This is a genomic window from Acinetobacter sp. 197 (genome assembly GCF_048148385.1).
In the GTDB taxonomy this organism is placed as follows: Bacteria; Pseudomonadota; Gammaproteobacteria; order Pseudomonadales; family Moraxellaceae; genus Acinetobacter; species Acinetobacter pecorum.
On sequence record NZ_JAYWZK010000013.1, the window covers coordinates 14,877 to 32,288 of the forward strand.

16 protein-coding genes, 1 tRNA gene and 2 pseudogenes are annotated in these 17,412 nt (G+C 42.6%); 8 read left to right on the forward strand and 11 right to left on the reverse strand.

Annotated features, from left to right (window positions below):
- Positions 1-35 precede the first annotated feature (35 nt).
- Together VXQ11_RS12855 and VXQ11_RS12860 are read left to right on the forward strand one after the other, a co-directional pair.
- On the forward strand, positions 36-710 hold the full coding sequence (locus tag VXQ11_RS12855) for a response regulator transcription factor (RefSeq protein WP_064095383.1): 675 nt from the start codon (positions 36-38) through the stop codon (positions 708-710).
- Positions 703-2,083 (forward strand): annotated as a pseudogene (locus tag VXQ11_RS12860) (ATP-binding protein). The gene VXQ11_RS12855 and the pseudogene VXQ11_RS12860 overlap by 8 nt, the downstream one beginning before the upstream one ends.
- Here VXQ11_RS12860 and bioD read toward each other — a convergent pair.
- The 8 genes and pseudogenes from bioD to VXQ11_RS12900 form a co-directional block, all read right to left on the reverse strand.
- Positions 2,061-2,714 (reverse strand): dethiobiotin synthase, encoded by a 654-nt coding sequence (gene bioD, locus VXQ11_RS12865; RefSeq protein WP_064095385.1) that lies wholly within the window; start codon positions 2,712-2,714, stop codon positions 2,061-2,063. The pseudogene VXQ11_RS12860 and the gene bioD overlap by 23 nt on opposite strands.
- A complete protein-coding gene (gene bioC, locus VXQ11_RS12870) occupies positions 2,711-3,466 on the reverse strand; it encodes a malonyl-ACP O-methyltransferase BioC (RefSeq protein ID WP_416706213.1) in 756 nt (251 codons plus the stop codon). The genes bioD and bioC overlap by 4 nt, the downstream gene beginning before the upstream one ends.
- Positions 3,463-4,632, reverse strand: coding sequence for an 8-amino-7-oxononanoate synthase (locus VXQ11_RS12875; RefSeq protein WP_416706214.1), 1,170 nt, complete (start codon positions 4,630-4,632; stop codon positions 3,463-3,465). Before VXQ11_RS12875 ends, bioC begins: the two co-directional genes overlap by 4 nt.
- A complete protein-coding gene (gene bioA / locus VXQ11_RS12880) occupies positions 4,629-5,906 on the reverse strand; it encodes an adenosylmethionine--8-amino-7-oxononanoate transaminase (protein ID WP_191731323.1) in 1,278 nt (425 codons plus the stop codon). Before bioA ends, VXQ11_RS12875 begins: the two co-directional genes overlap by 4 nt.
- Positions 5,907-5,979: 73 nt before the next feature.
- Positions 5,980-6,705, reverse strand: a complete 726-nt coding sequence (locus VXQ11_RS12885) for an alpha/beta hydrolase (protein WP_416706215.1) — start codon at positions 6,703-6,705, stop codon at positions 5,980-5,982.
- A 306-nt stretch (positions 6,706-7,011) separates the two neighbouring features.
- The gene (locus tag VXQ11_RS12890; RefSeq protein WP_416682005.1) at positions 7,012-7,833 is read right to left on the reverse strand and encodes an SDR family oxidoreductase; all 822 of its coding nucleotides are present in this window, start codon (positions 7,831-7,833) and stop codon (positions 7,012-7,014) included.
- Between the two features lie 50 nt (positions 7,834-7,883).
- Positions 7,884-8,387 (reverse strand): annotated as a pseudogene (locus tag VXQ11_RS12895) (TauD/TfdA family dioxygenase); the annotation flags it as partial.
- A 310-nt stretch (positions 8,388-8,697) separates the two neighbouring features.
- Positions 8,698-8,774, reverse strand: a tRNA-Ile gene (locus tag VXQ11_RS12900).
- A 799-nt stretch (positions 8,775-9,573) separates the two neighbouring features.
- Here VXQ11_RS12900 and VXQ11_RS12905 point away from each other — a divergent pair.
- The gene (locus VXQ11_RS12905; protein ID WP_064096678.1) at positions 9,574-10,128 is read left to right on the forward strand and encodes a 1-acyl-sn-glycerol-3-phosphate acyltransferase; all 555 of its coding nucleotides are present in this window, start codon (positions 9,574-9,576) and stop codon (positions 10,126-10,128) included.
- A gap of 247 nt (positions 10,129-10,375) precedes the next feature.
- The gene (locus VXQ11_RS12910; RefSeq protein WP_004731522.1) at positions 10,376-11,125 is read left to right on the forward strand and encodes a YebC/PmpR family DNA-binding transcriptional regulator; all 750 of its coding nucleotides are present in this window, start codon (positions 10,376-10,378) and stop codon (positions 11,123-11,125) included.
- A 68-nt stretch (positions 11,126-11,193) separates the two neighbouring features.
- Here the strand turns inward: VXQ11_RS12910 and VXQ11_RS12915 are convergent, their stop codons facing one another.
- The gene (locus tag VXQ11_RS12915) at positions 11,194-11,664 is read right to left on the reverse strand and encodes an Lrp/AsnC family transcriptional regulator (RefSeq protein WP_004645518.1); all 471 of its coding nucleotides are present in this window, start codon (positions 11,662-11,664) and stop codon (positions 11,194-11,196) included.
- 553 nt (positions 11,665-12,217) lie between these two features.
- Positions 12,218-12,982 carry a glutathione S-transferase family protein gene (locus tag VXQ11_RS12920; protein WP_180180856.1) on the reverse strand — a complete coding sequence of 255 codons (765 nt, stop codon included), beginning with the start codon at positions 12,980-12,982 and terminating at the stop codon, positions 12,218-12,220.
- A 296-nt stretch (positions 12,983-13,278) separates the two neighbouring features.
- Between VXQ11_RS12920 and ychF the strand changes: the two genes are divergently transcribed.
- Entirely contained in the window at positions 13,279-14,370 is a 1,092-nt protein-coding gene (gene ychF, locus VXQ11_RS12925) for a redox-regulated ATPase YchF (protein WP_064096662.1), read from the forward strand.
- Between the two features lie 594 nt (positions 14,371-14,964).
- Here the strand turns inward: ychF and VXQ11_RS12930 are convergent.
- Positions 14,965-15,462 carry a hypothetical protein gene (locus VXQ11_RS12930; protein WP_416706216.1) on the reverse strand — a complete coding sequence of 166 codons (498 nt, stop codon included), beginning with the start codon at positions 15,460-15,462 and terminating at the stop codon, positions 14,965-14,967.
- Between the two features lie 102 nt (positions 15,463-15,564).
- Between VXQ11_RS12930 and VXQ11_RS12935 the strand changes: the two genes are divergently transcribed.
- The 3 genes from VXQ11_RS12935 (at position 15,565) to VXQ11_RS12945 (ending at position 17,406) form a co-directional block, all read left to right on the forward strand.
- On the forward strand, positions 15,565-16,317 hold the full coding sequence (locus VXQ11_RS12935; RefSeq protein ID WP_004278940.1) for an AzlC family ABC transporter permease: 753 nt from the start codon (positions 15,565-15,567) through the stop codon (positions 16,315-16,317).
- Complete coding sequence (gene ygaH, locus VXQ11_RS12940) at positions 16,314-16,661, forward strand: L-valine transporter subunit YgaH (protein WP_416706217.1); 348 nt, start codon at positions 16,314-16,316, stop codon at positions 16,659-16,661. The genes VXQ11_RS12935 and ygaH overlap by 4 nt, the downstream gene beginning before the upstream one ends.
- Positions 16,662-16,755: 94 nt before the next feature.
- On the forward strand, positions 16,756-17,406 hold the full coding sequence (locus VXQ11_RS12945; protein WP_416706218.1) for a hypothetical protein: 651 nt from the start codon (positions 16,756-16,758) through the stop codon (positions 17,404-17,406).
- The last annotated feature ends 6 nt before the right edge of the window (positions 17,407-17,412 follow it).

Consider the following 17,412-nt stretch of genomic DNA (forward strand, 5'->3'; position numbering starts at 1 on the left):
TTTATAAAATAATGGCAGTTTGATCAGGATGTTCTATGTTTATTGTATTGGTTGAGGATGACCCCTATATCGCACAGAGCATTTGTGCTGCTCTGAACTATCTGAATATTTCAGTGGAGCATGTTAGTCACGCACGTGCTGCGGATTATTTTATCCGGCATAGTGCAGTCGATTTGTGTTTGCTGGATTTAGGTCTGCCGGATCAGGATGGCCTGGAGTTGCTGCACAGCTGGCGACGCGACCAGATTGATCTCCCGGTACTGGTATTGACGGCGCGGCTGCGGACCGATCAGTGTGTTCAGGCCCTGAATGCCGGTGCCGATGACTATCTGACCAAACCCTTTGAACTGGAGGAGCTGATTGCCCGGATTCATGCCCTCACCCGGCGCCACCGTGGCTTTGCCTCGAATACACTGCAATTTGATGAACTGGTTCTGAACCGGGATACCCAGACTGTGACCTATCAAGACCAGGCCGTGAATTTATCTCGCCGTGAATTCAGCCTGCTGGAAACCCTGATGAGTCACCCCAACCAGATCCTGAAAAATGAACAGCTTATTGACAAGCTCTATGGCTTTCAGGACGCTATAGAGAGCAATGCCCTGAATGTACACATTTATCACCTGAGACAAAAACTGCATCCAGACTTGATTCAGACCGTTCGCGGTGTGGGCTATATTTTCAAACCGTTTGAGCAACGTCATGTTTAGTCACAGCTTGAAATGGCGTTTGGTCATGAGTCTTTTGGCCGTGTTTATTGTGTTGTGGAGTGCGGTATTTTCATGGCTGTATATTGACCTGAAACAGCGTTTACAAGACACACTGGATCAACGCTTATCGGCATCTGCACAAATGGTTGCCCGGCTGATTCAGCAGTTACCGCTGGATAGTCTGGGGGATGCAACCCTATCAAAATTAGCCAAGAATGATGATGCAAACCAGTTAATTGCCTGTGAAGTCTCTCTTTTTAGCTCTGACATCTCGTTAGGTAATCAGGTGATTGCCAAAACACGCGGTGCCCCCCCAAAATTTAAGCCAGCGACCAGAAGGATTCAGCACCTGGCAGCAGGGTGATACGGAATGGCGCAGTTATGTTCTGCGTCGTGGCGATATTCAGGTGGTGGCGGCAGAACGCATGTTCTTGAGGGATATGCTACTACAGCAGATTCTGCAGTCCGTACTGGTTCCCTTGGTCTTCTCACTGCTGATCTGTATTGCCTTGATCATCTTTATTATCCGCAGACAGTTCCGGCCTTTGGATCAGCTCAGTCAATACCTGAACCAGAAAAACCTCAACTATTCACAGGCGGCAGATTTTTTAATGCAGCTCAAGCCTGCAAGCATCCCTCAGGAAGTACAGCCTTTTGTCAACAATTCCACGCAGTTGATTCAGAAACTCAATGACAGTCTGCAACAGGAGAAAGCCTTTAGTGCCTATGCTGCACATGAATTACGCAGTCCCCTGACCGCAATTAAAACCCATGTACAACTGGCCCAGCTGATCGGTCAGCAGCAGCACCTGCCTGAATCCATTCAGCACAATTTGCAGCAGGCCAATGAGAGCATCCGGCGTTATACGCTGTTACTCGAGCAGCTTTTATTGCTGACCCAATCAGAAAACAGTATCCAAGCAATGTCTGAAGCCATCTGGCTTCGCCCCACGCTTGAGAAGGTGCTTGCAGACTTAAGTACACGCTATCCAGAAATGAATGAAAAAATACAGGTGGACTGGGAAAGTCTAGGCGAAATTCAGCTACCTGAATTTGTGCTGTATACGGTACTGAAAAATCTGCTTGAAAATGCACTGCTGCATGCACAGGCTACCCATATCTGGATTTCCATGCAGTCTCATGGCCTGGTGATTGAAGATGATGGACAACAACTTACAGCCAAGGATATCCAACATTTAGGACAACGCTTCTGGCGCAAATCTGCTCAGCAGCATGGCCATGGTTTAGGACTGGCATTGACCGTTAACCTGTTAAAACAGTATGGCTATCTGCTCTCTTTTAATGCCCGACGGCCCTATGGGCTTCGCATTGAAATCAAGTACGGCGTGTCTAAGCGTGACCTGCAAGCTTAGGAATATCCAGCCATACGGCTGTTGGAAAATACCGGGTCAGATACTCCTTTAAATATTGAATGGTATCCATCGCAATCGTTTGGTCCTGGTGGTCATCAGCATGGTTAAATGCCACAGCATGAAGTGCGACTTTACGCTTTTTGAGTAGCTCCAGACTCAGTAAAGTATGATTAATACTGCCCAGACGGCCTGAAGTCACCAGAATGACAGGATAATCGTGCGCTGCAATATAATCGATCGTCAGCATGTCCCGGGTTAGCGGCACCATTAATCCGCCCGCCCCTTCAAGCAAAACCCGGTCATAACGCTCGGCCAGTATAGTGGCTGCCTGCTGAATTTTTCCGAAATCGATCGAACGCCGATCCAGTTCAGATGCCAGATGCGGTGAGGCCGGATAGCTAAAAATTTCTGGCATGGTCAGCTTGTCATGGTCTTCAGGCAGCAGCCCACACCCCATGATCATCCTGTGCTGCTCGATATCTTCTGAAACATCCACATTGCCAGTTTGAATCAGCTTTTGGGTAATGGTTCGAATTCCCTGTTCATTCCAGCTTCTGGCCAAAAAACCGGTGGCATAGGTCTTACCAATAGCGGTATCAATGCCGCTGACAAAATAGATTTTCGAACTCATAGAGCTTTCCGTGCAATCAGGTAAATGGGATGGTAGGTCAAAGGATAACTCCCTGTTTCCGGGATCTGGAATTGAGCATAATGGTGCTCGAACTGCGCAAGTAAGCTTTTGCTCCAGCGAAAACCCTGAGCCGTTGCCTGCACACCGGTAGATTTCATGTGTTTTAGCACATCTCTAGGCTGGGCAAAGTTGAGCTGGATCCGTTCTTCATTTGCCATTAGTAGTTCAAAGCCCTGTGCCTGCAAGATATTGGCTACAGTTTCCAGTGGTAAATAATCCAGACCCTGTCCTGTTAATACTTTAATTTCTTTTAAATTGTCTTCTGCATAACTGGCAAAACAGAAATATCCTGATGGGTTCAAGGCAGTGGCCACTTTTCGGATTAAGGCCGGTAGCTCCTGAATCCACTGCAAGGCTGAACAGGACACCACCACGTCTAAAGACTGCGGTAATGGTAACTGTTCAATATCGCCTATATCCCAGATGAATTGCTCAGTTTCAGGAAAATGCTGTTTCACTTCAGGATAAAGATCATTTAAAAACAACTGATCAACCCCATAATGCTGTAAAAAAGCATGGCTAAACAGACCTGAACCGCAACCAATTTCTAGCGCACGTTGCATATGCGGTTGGGGAATATGCTGTTGCATTAAATGAAGTAAATGTTGAGCGACATGGCGCTGTGCTACGGCATGCTGATCATAACTGTGCTGAGCCTGAGCAAATCGTTGTGCAATCAGTGTGTTGTTCATGGCTGATACTGCTCCAGTACACTAAAACAGTGCTGAATTTCCTGATTCTTTATTCCATGATGCAAACATATCCGCAGTCGTGACGAGTTTTTGGGAACAGTGGGTGGACGTACAGGCAATACATAAAAACCATGATCTTGCAAATAGGCTGCCGAAGCTACGGTCTGATGCGTTTCCCCAATAATGACCGGAATAATCTGGGAACTTGACGGACAGTCATAACCCAGATTTTTTACTGCCTGCTGACTGTATTGTGATAATGCAGTTAATGCTTGGCGTTCTGCGTTTAAGCCCTGTTGATGCTGAAAGATAAAATTTGTCCAGGCCATACAGATGGGAGGTTGGGCCGTACTGAAAATGAGCGGGCGCATTGAATTAATCAGATATTCCCGGATTACCGGTTCGCAGACCAAATAGCCGCCAACCGAAGCAAGCGCTTTACCAAAGGTACCTACCAGGAAATCGATATCTCCTATCACATTATATTGTTCGGCACAGCCCAGTCCACGTAAACCGCGTACGCCTATCGCATGCGCCTCATCAACATACAGCATGACTTTAGGATGCTGTTTCTTTAGCGCCACCAAAGCAGTTAAATCGGTTTCATCCCCATCCATACTAAAAATGGATTCTGTGACGACAATGATACGTTCAATTGACTCATCTGAATGATATTTCAATAAAAGTTGTGCCAAGTGATCTAAATCATTATGCCGATATCGCACATAATTCGCTTTAGATAAACGGATACCATCAATCATACTGGCATGAACCAGTTTATCAGCAATGATTTGGGTCTTACTGTCCGCAAGCGCAGGTAAAATCCCGATATTCATATGATAGCCGCTATTAAACAGCAGTACCGCACGGCCAAAGACTTGCGACATGTCATGTTCAAGCTGTTCATAAGCGGGAAAATTTCCAGTCAGCAACCGGGAGGAACTGGCACTCATCTGCCGCTCAGAAACAGGAGTCATATCAAAAAATGCTTCCCGTAAATCCACTTGGCTGGCAAGACCCAGATAATCATTCGATGCCAGGTTCAACATGGTTTTGCCGTTGAGTTCAAAATGGGCAGCACTGGTAATGTTGGATTTAAACTCGCGGTACTGCCCTTGTTGCTTTAATACATCAAGTTGCTGTGCAAAATGTTCGAGGTGATTCATGCTGCAAGCTCCAGATGCTGAATCATAGCGATCATATGTTCCAGCAATGTCTGCAATTCGGCTGTAGAAATAATAAAAGGCGGCATGACATACACCAGTCTGCCAAATGGACGAATCCATACACCACGACGAACACATTCTGCCTGGAATTCAGCCAGATTAACTGCCTGATGCAGCTCAACCACTCCAATTGCCCCAAGCACCCGCACATCTTTGACTACAGGATGCCCCTCTAAAACATACAAAGTACTTAATTGCTGTTCAATACACTGGATATTGGCTTGCCAGTCCTGTGCCAGTAAAAGCTGGATACTTTTTACTGCAACTGCACACGCCAACGGATTGGCCATAAAGGTCGGGCCATGCATAAAAACGCCCGCTTCACCCCGAGAAATGGTCTCTGCAACCTGCCTGGTGGTGAGCGTAGCAGATAATGTCATATAGCCACTGGTCAGGGCTTTACCTAAACAAAGTATGTCAGGGATGATATCGGCATGCTCATAGGCAAATAACTTACCAGTGCGTCCAAAACCTGTCGCAATCTCATCCAGAATCAGGAGTACATCGTATTGCTTACACAAAGCTTTGGCTTGACGTAAGTATTCAGGATGATAAAAACGCATCCCCCCCGCACCCTGAACGATCGGCTCAATAATCAGGGCAGCGATTTGTCTGTGTTTTTCTGCCAGTAACTGTTCCAGTGGCTGGATATCCTGCTCCTGCCATTCGCCATTGAAACTACTTTCAGGTGCAGGAACAAAATATCGATTAGGCAGGCTTGAACCGAAGATTTGATGCATACCCGTGACGGGATCGCAAACTGACATCGCGTTCCATGTATCACCATGGTAGCCCGAACGTGTCGTGACAAAATTACTTTTTTCCGGTTGACCTTGGGCATGCCAGTATTGCACCGCCATTTTCAAGGCAACTTCTACAGCAACTGAACCGGAATCAGCAAAAAAGACTTTATCAAGCTCAGATGTCGTGATCTCCAGCAGGATTTTCGCAAGTTCAATGGCAGGCTGATGGGTCAATCCGCCAAACATCACATGTGACATCTTATTAAGCTGCTCAATGGCGGCCTGATTCAGCTCAGGATGACTGTAGCCATGAATCGTACACCACCAGGAGGACATACCATCAATCAGCGCCGTGCCATCTTGCAGATAGATCTGGGCACCGCTGGCGCTAGCGACCGGATAACATGGCAAGGGTGCAGTCATTGAGGTATAGGGATGCCAAATATGCTCTTGATCAAAAGCGTCAAACACAAAATTCATCCTGAAAAATTGTGGAAATATCGATCTTAGCCTGCTCAGTTAAAAATGCAAATGACTGAATTCTTTATCTTGCTGAAGTAACTGGTAAATCATCTAGAAAAACCAGAATAGGTGTTAGTACTAATTCTGTATCGAACAGGATTGCATCATGTGCAGCCTCGATTTCTTTAACTTTGATTAAACTTTGTTGATAAAAGACAGATTCTAGGGAAACTTGGCAAGGAACCAGTGAATCTTGGTTTGAAAATATAAACAGTATCTTCGTTGAACAGGTTTTTAAGATCTCTACCAAATCTAATTGTTTCAAAAGATAAAGATGCTTTTCTTGATGATTTAAATCAATTAAAGACAGTTTGGATTGTAAATATTTTACCCGTTGCCGTGCATCCTTCGCCCCCATACAGACAAGATGACTAAAACGTTTCAATGTCGTTAGCATGTCCAGTCGGGCCGCCTGAGAAAATTTTTCAAAATCAGCTTCAGGCATTGCCTGTTGCCAATGTGTATTAACCACAAAACAGGGATTAGACATACAGGCAATCACAGGCTTTGCTACCCCTGTCTGCTGATAGATTTCATTAGCCAAATATATGGCCAATTGTCCCCCTAAAGACCAGCCTATGAGTACATCATAATCTTGTGCGAGCTTTATCTTTTCCTGCAGGGTCGCTGCATCAAATGGGTCAAAAATATCAGAGATTGCGACTGTATGATCTGGCCTGAGTTTTTCAGAAAATTCTTCCAGGACTGTTGTTCCTAATCCCCAGCCTGCGATCAATAAAATATTCATCTATAGTTCCATATTAAAAATACAATATGACTGCAAGCCATAGAGATTTTTTGAAATCAAAATTATTGCTTTTCAAAAAAGCATGAAAATACTTTTAGCCTGAAAACTTTCTTTTTCAAAATTAAAATATTATTTATTACAGCAAAATACCCTGTGCCACCGCTGCCGCAGGTTTCTCTAAAAAGAAAAAATTTTCGTGTTAACAGATACAAAAGCTCCAGAACATATCGGTTACAGCGATATCTGTAAAGAATAAAACAACTGTTTATTGACCTAGCGCTGATCAGTCATTACATTCATCTTCTACTATTCAGTGTGGTAGGCTGCTGGATCTCGGTTCGCATATCTATAAATAGTATCCAGATCTTTTTCAATTGACCCGGAAACGATATGGGGTAAAAACTGATTTACCTTCACAAAGATTTTTTCAGGATAACCCACCTGATAGGACTGACAGTCTGTCTCTAAAAAACGATAAAACTCTTGTGCGACAAAATCAGGATCATCCATTTTAGTTCCCAGTGCCTGATTCATTTCTGTGACATTTGCATCATTCATCTCCGTGATCGTTGCCCTTGGTGAAAAATAACGGAATTGAATTGAGGTCTTAGCATACTCACGTGCCAAGGCTTCGGTAGCACCGCGCAAGGCGAATTTACTGGCACAATAACTGACATAACCCGGATAGCCAATGCTGCCAAAGGTAGAGCCAATATGAATGATCTGGCTTGACTGATTTTTTGACATTAGTGGAATAATGCCCTGCACCAGTTGCAAGGGATAGACCACATTAATCAGCATCATCTGCTCCATCATTTCCTGTGCTTGCTGTGAGAACAGACTGAAATCATTGATACCGGCATTATTGATGTAATAGTGAATGGGGGTATTCAGTTCGGCCAGCGCACCCAGTAATTCGTTACGGCTGTGCTGCTCGGCCAGGTCACAGCAGATCCCTTGCAGTTGTATATCCGGATAACGCTGTGCCAGTTTTTCACCTAATTTTCGCAAAGTCTGTTCATTACGTCCGACCAGAACCAGATTCAGGCCATTTTTTCCAAGAATATCGGCAATGGCCTGACCAATGCCACCGGTCGCACCTAGAAGAACTGCTGTTAAATTGGACATAGATCACTTCTCTTATGGTTGAATTTTTTAGATGTCTTTTTCTGCTTTGCTTAAAAATCAGGATTCAGGCCCAATCCCATACAAATGTATAACTTGCGCTGCTCAAGTGGCACCAAGATTTCACGTCGGCCATGCATAAAGCGTTTGTTATCAATGCTCACCAGATCACCACCCTGCCAGTCAATTTCTGAGGTCCAGGCTTCACAACGCTCTGCCAGTTCTGCAAGCAAGTCTGAACTGATCTCTGAACCATCAGCAAAATAAAAACGGGGTTTTTCATAATTATAAGAAGGCCCGAGTAAGGTATTGGCAAAGGCTGGAATACCCTTAAGAGTGTCATGGCGGACCATCGGCATATTTAAATGGTAGTGCACCCCTTGATCGTGTGCCGGGCTAATCTGCTGGCCAGGCACCATCTGGATAAAGCGTTCCAGCTCCTGTAGGCCGACCTGCTCTGCATTTTCAATATTCAAGACAGTGGCCACATACTTCTGCCAGATCGGTTTGGGTAAATAACGGCTAATGGTCATCGGTTCGGCAAATTTCTGCTTGAGATCAGCCGTGAAGGTTCGACGGGGCTTTTTTAGCGTTGGTGCAGTGTCTATAACTGTCTTTAAATCCATAAATAGGTGTCCACTTAAATTTTAGTGGACACTATCGCGGTATTAATGAGTTAGAAAAAGTGGGGCTCAGCGGACGCTTACGATTGTCCTTATAAAACTCTAGTGATTTCCATTTTGGTTTCTTTTCAGATGTTGACCTTTCAATACCAAACATGCGATTACCATTTATTTTTATTGCTTACATGGATTTTTAGAATTAAAAAAGCACTTAAGAGAATCGCTCTTAAGTGCTTGATATATTTGGTGGGCCCAGACAGACTTGAACTGTCGACCAACGGATTATGAGTCCGCTGCTCTAACCAACTGAGCTATAGGCCCTAAATGCTGAAAACTTTATTTATCAATAAGTTCAGGCGTCATGAATACTAGCTAAGATTTTTTGGAAAGACAAGTAATTTTATGACCACTTGAACATTTAGGCAGCAATTATGAGTGAGATGTCTAAACCAGAATATCGGCTATTTAAGACTTCAGTATAAGAGCCTTCTCAGGCTTGAGAAAATAACAGGCAATTCAAAACAAATGAACCTCTGAATTTCAACCTCATCTTATCAATCTCATCCTTAAATTGATAGATTTAACGTCTTAGTATATCTATAAGGTATCAAAATTCTTTATTAGATGAACAGAGATTTAGAGAAAAAAGCATTTAGCCGAAATAGAGGAAAGCACTAGAATTCAGACTTCATTTCTTCGTCTTTACGCAAATCCTGTTTGATTTCGATTAAAGACCATACAATTATGAGTGCCAAAATCAGCATAGACACTATAAAGGCTGCAATGTAAGTCATACTTTTCAATCTCAGCGTAGAAAGAATACGAAAATAGAAAAGACCTGTATAGGGTCTCTTCTTCGACAAAAGTCTAATAATTAAAATGTGTTCTGAATAGTCATTTTTTCACCATTTTAAGACTTTTTTTATATTCAGTAATACTCATAAAATATTAGTGTGATTTTTCTTATATATTTTAACTCTTAATTTTTAATTTAAAAAAAATGAATAAATCATAGATTTTTACATTATTCACCGATTTTATTGGAAAGCCTATTGACTGTATCATCGAACAAGATGAAATTATGCAGTTCTCTTCATACGGTTTTTACTTCTCTGTACTTATGCTAAATAAATTCCTTGGCGAATCTGCATTTAAACTTGCAGGTTGGCAATATCATGTCGAACCAGATGTGCTTGAAGACAAACAGGTCATTATTGGATTTGAACACACTTCAATGATGGATGCGGTATTGTCAATTGCACTGTTCCAGATTTATGACCTCAAAATTCACACCCTAATTAAAAAAGAATTATTTAAAGGTCCATTCAAACCGCTATTAAAAGCTGTAGGGGGTATTCCAGTTGACCGCAAGGCCAATAAAGATATCGTGACCCAGATGGTGGAACATTTTCAGAACAATGAAAAGTTTAATCTGGTGATTGCACCAGAAGCAACACGGGCCAAACAGGGTGAAGCGCGCAAACCGATTCGCACCGGTTTCTGGCATATTGCCAAGGCTGCCAATGTACCGATCGTGCTGTTATATGCCAACTCCAAAACTAAGCAAGGTGGCATTCTGGGCAAGATCTATCCAACAGACCTTGCGCATGACCTGGCTTTGATCAAGCAACTTTATAAAGACAAAGTTGGTCTGGATATCGTTATTCCTGAATAAGCTTTTTAAAAGAAAAGTACGGGCATAAACAGCAATTTTGCTGTTTATGCCTTGGCCATCTGTCTATATAAATGTACAAAAAGAATTATAAATTTCCCTATCCTCTTTCTATTTTTTCTCAATATTGCACTTTTTTTGTTTTTATCCTGAAATCTCAAATCCAGGCACTTTTTTTTAAAAAAACGCTTATGGTAGAATTTCGGCATTCTGATAGGCATACAGCCAATCTACAAGGAGCATAGTTCGCATGGCGGGTCATTCCAAGTGGGCCAATATTAAGCATCGCAAAGCAAAACAAGATGCGAGTCGTGGTAAAGTTTTTACCAAATACATTCGTGAATTAACCACTGCTGCAAAGCTTGGTGGTCCAGATACTGCAAGCAACCCTCGTCTACGTGCTGTGGTTGAAAAAGCATTATCAGTGAATATGACACGTGACGTGATCAACCGTGCCATTCAACGTGGTGCTGGTGGCGAAGATAACGACGACCTGAAAGAAGTGACCTACGAAGGTTATGGTGTAGGTGGTGTTGCGGTTATTGTTGAAACCATGACTGACAACTTGAACCGTACCGTACCTGACGTACGTCATTGCTTCTCTAAAACTGACGGTAACCTAGGCACCAACGGCTCGGTTGCCTTCCTGTTCACTAAACGTGGCGAGATCACTTTTGAAGATGTGTCTTTGGAAGATCAAATCATGGAAGTGGCATTAGAAGCAGGTGCTGAAGATATTGAAGTCACTGAAGATGAAATTCTGGTCATTACCACACCTGAAGCTTTCGGTGATGTTCAAGATGCTCTAACTGCTGCAGGTTTAAAATCCGATAACGCTGAAGTGGTGATGAGCCCTTCAACCAAAGCAGAAATCACAGACATCGATCAAGCGAAAAAAATCATGAAAATGATTGATATGCTTGAAGACTTGGATGATGTCCAGAACGTATATACCAACGTTGAATTCTCAGATGCCGTTTTAGCAGAACTGGATGCTTAACTATCACTGATTCAAAAAACGCACCCCTGGGTGCGTTTTTTATTGCTATCTGCCATGCTCATCTGGGATTAAACCTTATTGAGTAATCCGCTACAGTTAAAAACATTATATTCTTTAATGACAAAGCTCGAATGCAGCGCAACCACATGTTCAATTTTCCCAATCCGTTTGAGCAGGATTTCACTATAATTTTCCATATCACGTGCCACCACTTCGACAATAAAATCTGCCGACTGACCAGTGACCAAAAAGGCATTAATCACTTCAGGAATACTTTCCAGCTCTTCCAGAAATTTGGCAAAAGTGTCGCTATCATGTTTGCTTAAAGATACCTGTAACAGTACATGCAGGCTGAAACCCAATTTCTGGTAATTGATTTCACGCTTTAAGCCACTAATAATATTATGATCTATTAAGTGTTTGATCCTGCGATGCACCGAACTGACAGATAAATTTACCCGCTCGGACAGCTCATTCAAATTGACATCTTCATGCGTCAATATTTCCAGAATATGTTTATCGAAACGATCCAGTTCCATTTTTGTACTCTATATATCAATAAACAGTAAATGCAGAAATTTTTGCACTTTCTCTGTTATACAACAATTATTTATTTTTCACAAAAATTTAATATTCTGAAAATATTTTTCAAATTGTAGACGCTATTATAATAGCTTCGCAGATCCTACTATCATTCGCCTGACTCAACTGGCATCTTTCAAGCATATGAAAATAGATTCACACAAAGAGGCTTAAAATAGATAATCATCTAAATTTTTCAGCGATTTAAGATTATCAATACAATCGATAATTATAATTTCGGTGGTTATTGTCAATGTGGCTATTATCGATTGAGTTGGCGGATGGGCAGGTGAAAAATCATGCGTGGTTTTGCTATCTGTGGCAATCTGGATATGCGAGCATGATCGAAGGGATTTTCACTATTTTAAATGACTTTGACTGGGTAAATCTTATCTGGCTTTAATTCTGTTTGCTTCCTGAGAAATTTTCTCAGAATAATCCTTTCAATTAATCATCGCCTTAAAAAGCACATTTCATGCGCATTTTTTAATTTTGAAAGTAGCATTAAACCTATACACCACGCCAGTCTACCCGTGCATTACGTTCAGCTCGGTAAGTACGGCAAATATATTCACCTAGTGGCAGCTGATTCAAGTACTGCTGATAGTCACGATATTCTTCAGACAAGCTTTCAAAATTCTCCTTTTCCCACGGTGTACCTGGAATCGCCAAAAGCGGTGCCAACATGGAACAAACCGCAATATCTGCCAGACCTAAACGATTTCCGACAAAATAGTGCCCACCTTGACTGACCAGCATCTGGTTCAGTTGCTGTACAGCCACCTCAATATGCTGTTTGGATTCTGCTACGGTTTCTTCATTCAAGGCATAACCCTTGGCGACCATTGCTTTCAATAAAGGTTTGGAAAATTTTTCAAACTGGCGCAGATAGCCCTGCTCCCCAATTAAGATATCCAGAGACTCATGATCAGAAGTCAGCGCTTGAGAGAGCATCCAGCGGCGGACATGACGGCCTAATTCCAGCGTAATTTCATTAATTTCTAAAGCTTTATTTCGAAAATGTCCTTCTGCATACAATAAGCGGTGCTCTGGATAAGTATCATCCAGATATAAAGCAATCTGGGTGGAATCTGCGACCCAGCGGTCCTGATCGCGCAAAATAGGCAGACGATTCTGACCGGTTTTCAAGCGGGCAAAAGCGCGATGTACTCCGGGAATCAGATTGTGAGCAACATAATTCAGCTCTTTATGGTCCAGCATCCAACGTGCTTTTTCGCAAAAGTGAGATAACGGAAACTGGTATAAAGTTCGCATGTATACTCCATGTTTATGATTATTGGATTAGGGCATATGTAAGCCACTGTTTTATTCAGATACTTTAGTCACTCAATTTTAGAAAAACAATGTGATTTTTATTCAAAAGTAAAATACTGGGTGATTATATCTCCATATTTAACGGACTCATGACAAATTCTGCTAAGCCTGACAGCCCATATCAGGCAGCCAGAAGTATTTGATTGCAATAAACCGCAAGCGCATGACCTGACTTTAGCCGTGCTTTCATGTAAAATCGGGGGCAATTTTTATATAACGCTTTTGTGAGTTATTTCATGGGTTTTAATTGCGGTATTGTCGGCTTGCCGAACGTTGGTAAATCTACACTTTTCAATGCCTTAACCAAAGCTGCTATTGCTGCAGAAAACTTCCCTTTCTGTACGATCGAACCAAACACCGGGATTGTGCCTGTTCCTGATCCACGTTTAGACAAATTGGCAGAAATTGTTAAACCGCAACGTATTATTCCAACTACTATGGAATTTGTAGATATTGCTGGTCTGGTCGCAGGCGCATCTAAAGGCGAAGGCTTAGGCAACCAGTTCCTGGCAAATATTCGCGAAACTGATGCGATTGCTCATGTTGTGCGCTGTTTTGAAGATGAAAACGTCATTCATGTGAATGGTCGTATTGATCCACTAGATGACATCGCAACGATCAATACCGAACTTGCGCTTGCAGATCTGGACACTGTTGAGAAAGCTGTTACCCGTTTAACCAAATCTGCCAAAGGTGGCGACAAAGAAGCGATTGCCACTAAAGCAGTGCTGGAAAAGATCCTGCCTTTACTGAATGAAGGTAAACCGGCACGCGCAGCGAATTTGGATGATGACGAACGCAAGCTGGTACGTGGTTTTGGTTTAATGACGCTTAAACCAACCATGTATATTGCCAATGTTGCTGAAGACGGTTTTGAAAACAACCCGCATTTAGATGCAGTAAGAAAATTAGCTGCTGAAGAAAATGCGATTGTAGTTCCACTTTGCAACCAGATTGAAGCTGAAATTTCATTGCTTGAAGATGAAGACCGTGCTGAATTCCTGGAAGCGATGGGTATGGAAGAGCCGGGTTTAAACGTGGTCATTCGTGCAGGTTATTCACTGCTTGGCCTACAAACTTATTTCACCGCTGGCGTGCAAGAAGTTCGCGCCTGGACCGTGAAAGTTGGCGCAACTGCACCACAGGCAGCTGGTGTGATTCATACCGACTTTGAAAAAGGCTTTATCCGTGCAGAATGTATCGCTTATGATGATTTCGTGCAGTACAACGGCGAAGCTGGAGCGAAAGAAGCCGGTAAATGGCGTCTAGAAGGTAAAACTTACATCGTTCAGGATGGTGACGTTTTACACTTCCGTTTTAACGTTTAAGTATTTACTGTTTAAAAAAGCCCTTTCTTGGGGCTTTTTTATTGCTTTTAAAAGAGGGGACATACATATAACCACCTTGCTGTCAGCGCACAATATCAACACGCATTAACAATAATAATTATTCGCATATATAAAGGTTTAATTAAAGCGTATCTTAAATCTTATGAAAATTAACCCAGCTTTATTTTACGCAAAGAAACCTGACGATGAGCTATCTCCCGCCTGCATTGCCTTATGATGCCTATAAATGTGCTAGAACTTCATATCAATAGCAAGACCATGGCAATTTATTATTTATTATAAGTAAGCCTCATCAAACTTCTATCAATAATATCCATGCAGGTACAGCAGGCACAAAATGAGAAGCAGTAAATTATCGTTATCTGAAAGCGTTGAACATACTTTAAATCTTTGAGGAGATCGGCCATGTTTACACGCACGCTGATACAATACATGATTGGCAGCACACTCCTGATCTGTGATGTATTCGGCTTTTATTAGAACAAGTGTGGATGCCCTATTTTTAGAGTTTATTTTGCTAAAAAGCCAGGCTGAATGACTGGCTTTTTTGGGCAAATTTGAACAAATAGGGATTTATTGCATATTGGCAATCGCTGTACCCTTCTGTTTAGGATCAGTATTTCCCAGTGCAGGATTGGCAATCGCATTCTGGCATTGCAATTTATCCCGTTCATAATCTGCCTGTTTTTGTGACAGGCCATTACCATTTTCGATGATAGTGCGCGCCCAGATATCGAGACTGGTCAAGGCCTTACGGCACAGGGCATATTTCCCTTCAGTCACCGAATCTGTCATTTTGACATTAATACGCCACTCTGTACTCAGTTTACGTACCGGTTGACGTACCTGACTTTCCAGTTGATCCACTTCTTTATCATAAACCAGTGGGTCCACTTCATTGATCAGCTGCCAGGCAGCCTTGGCATAAGTCGTCGCATCATTGCTCAGTTTAGGTGCCGGTTTAATTTCTGGCTTATCAGTCGATTGACTGTCATTCCCACACGCTTGTAATAACATTGCCGTGCCTACTAAAGCAGCAGTCAGCATTGCGCGTGTCTTGAACATCCACATATCAGGCTCGCCAATTTAAACATTTCGGCCTATGCTATTAAATTCACGTAGAATACACAATCTCCATTTGACCCATCGTTCCACTCTTCTTCAAGGTGTGTCGTGTCTGAACCGAATCAACTCGCTACCCAACCTGCTGGCTTCTGGCAAGGTGCAAAAGATAGCCAAGCAATTATCTTCACTTATTTACCGGTGTCGTTTGCGTTTGGTGTTTCAGCCACCCAGTTTGGCTTTACCGCCTGGGAAGCCTTGTTCCTGTCCTGCTCAATGTATGCAGGTGCCAGCCAGTTTTTGGTGGTCGCTCTTTTAGGCAGTGGAACATCTATCTGGATGACGGCATTAACGGTAATAGCTTTAGATATTCGCCATCTGCTCTATGGTCCGGCGCTGCAAAACCTGATTCAAGACCGGCTCAATTTAAAGAAAACAGCAATCTGGTCTTGGGGTCTGACCGATGAAGTCTTTGCCTCTGGCATGATCAAGCTCTCGCAACGGCGTCAAGAGTGGTCGGAATCATGGATGCTGGGTTTAAGCCTGTTTAGCTGGATGTCCTGGGCTCTCGGATCTTTCCTCGGTGGATTGTTTGCCGATCAGGTCAGCAACTTGCCACAGTTCTTGCAGGCTGCACTAGACTTCCTGTTACCTGCACTATTCCTGAGTTTCTTGTTGGCAGCCTTTGAAAAGAAACATACTTTTGTAGTAGCCGTCACAATTCTGGTGTCTGCGATTGCCTGTTACTTTATCGACTTGTCTGCCGCGATTTTTATCGGGATTAGTTCGGGTATTTTTGCCGGCCTGTTCAAGCACTATATTCTGAAACAGCCAGACCCTGAACACGCAGGAGATCAAGCATGAATCTAGAGATTATTCTGGTGGGAATTATAGTCGGCATTGCCAATTTCGCTTCCCGTTTCGGACCTTTTTTTGTGATTCAGAAATTTCAGCAAGGTTCGCAAAAACGTGGAGCATTGTGGCTAAAAATTGCTTTGGGCTCAATCGGTATTGCTGCGATCAGCTCCATGTTGGTGGTTGCCACCCTGCCGCCTTTATTAGAAACACCGAATAAAAGTTTTGCGATGCTGGTCGGCTTTATTGTGCTTATTGCTTTGTACTTCAAGTTTAAACGGATCGTTATGGCGACCCTGACTGCAGCGCTGACCTATGGTCTGGTGTATACCTATGTACCTATGCCTTTTTAAGGTTTAAATGATTAATCAATCAAGACAAAGGCTTATGCTAAACTCATAGTATAGGTCTTTTTTTATATAACAATAAAAACAAGGAAGGATGCGCATGTTTGAAGTCAAACAGATGATTGAAGGAAAAATCTTTATTCATCATCGGCGCGATGAAATGTTAACCTTATTCCATCGACATGAAGTACTGGGACAGTATTTTAAATGTTTTATCAATGCTCAAAACTTTACCGGACATTTTGTGGAAGTACATGTGCAGCCAGCGGATCAAGTCCGTATGGTTTATATACAGAAAAATGGCCAGAATAAAATCATAGCCATGTTGAATCACACTCAGCAAGTTTTACATTTACATCCCAGCACCATCATTTTTAGTCGCTGGAGCTGGATGCATCGGATCATTCCTAATTTAATCAAAATTATAGCTCTTTCCCTGATTTTGCTGACGGGCTTTTTCTTTCTGGTTAGCACAAGTTTTGAACGTGCCGTGCAGGAGGCAACTCTCTTTAGCTTCTGGGGTTTATTGTTAGCATCGATTTTGGTCGGATTACCGATGTTGGCATTTTATTCTTATAGACGAGCACAAACTCGAAAACTACTACATCTATTCGCTCTAAGTCCAGCGCATCTTGTGGACATGGAAAAGTTAAATCCACCAAGCCGGATTTATCCTTTAGCAAAACCAGTTGAGTCACTCACCAATACCTCAATTTCAAGCCCGGATAATATTAGAAAACTTTATAAATAAAATTGT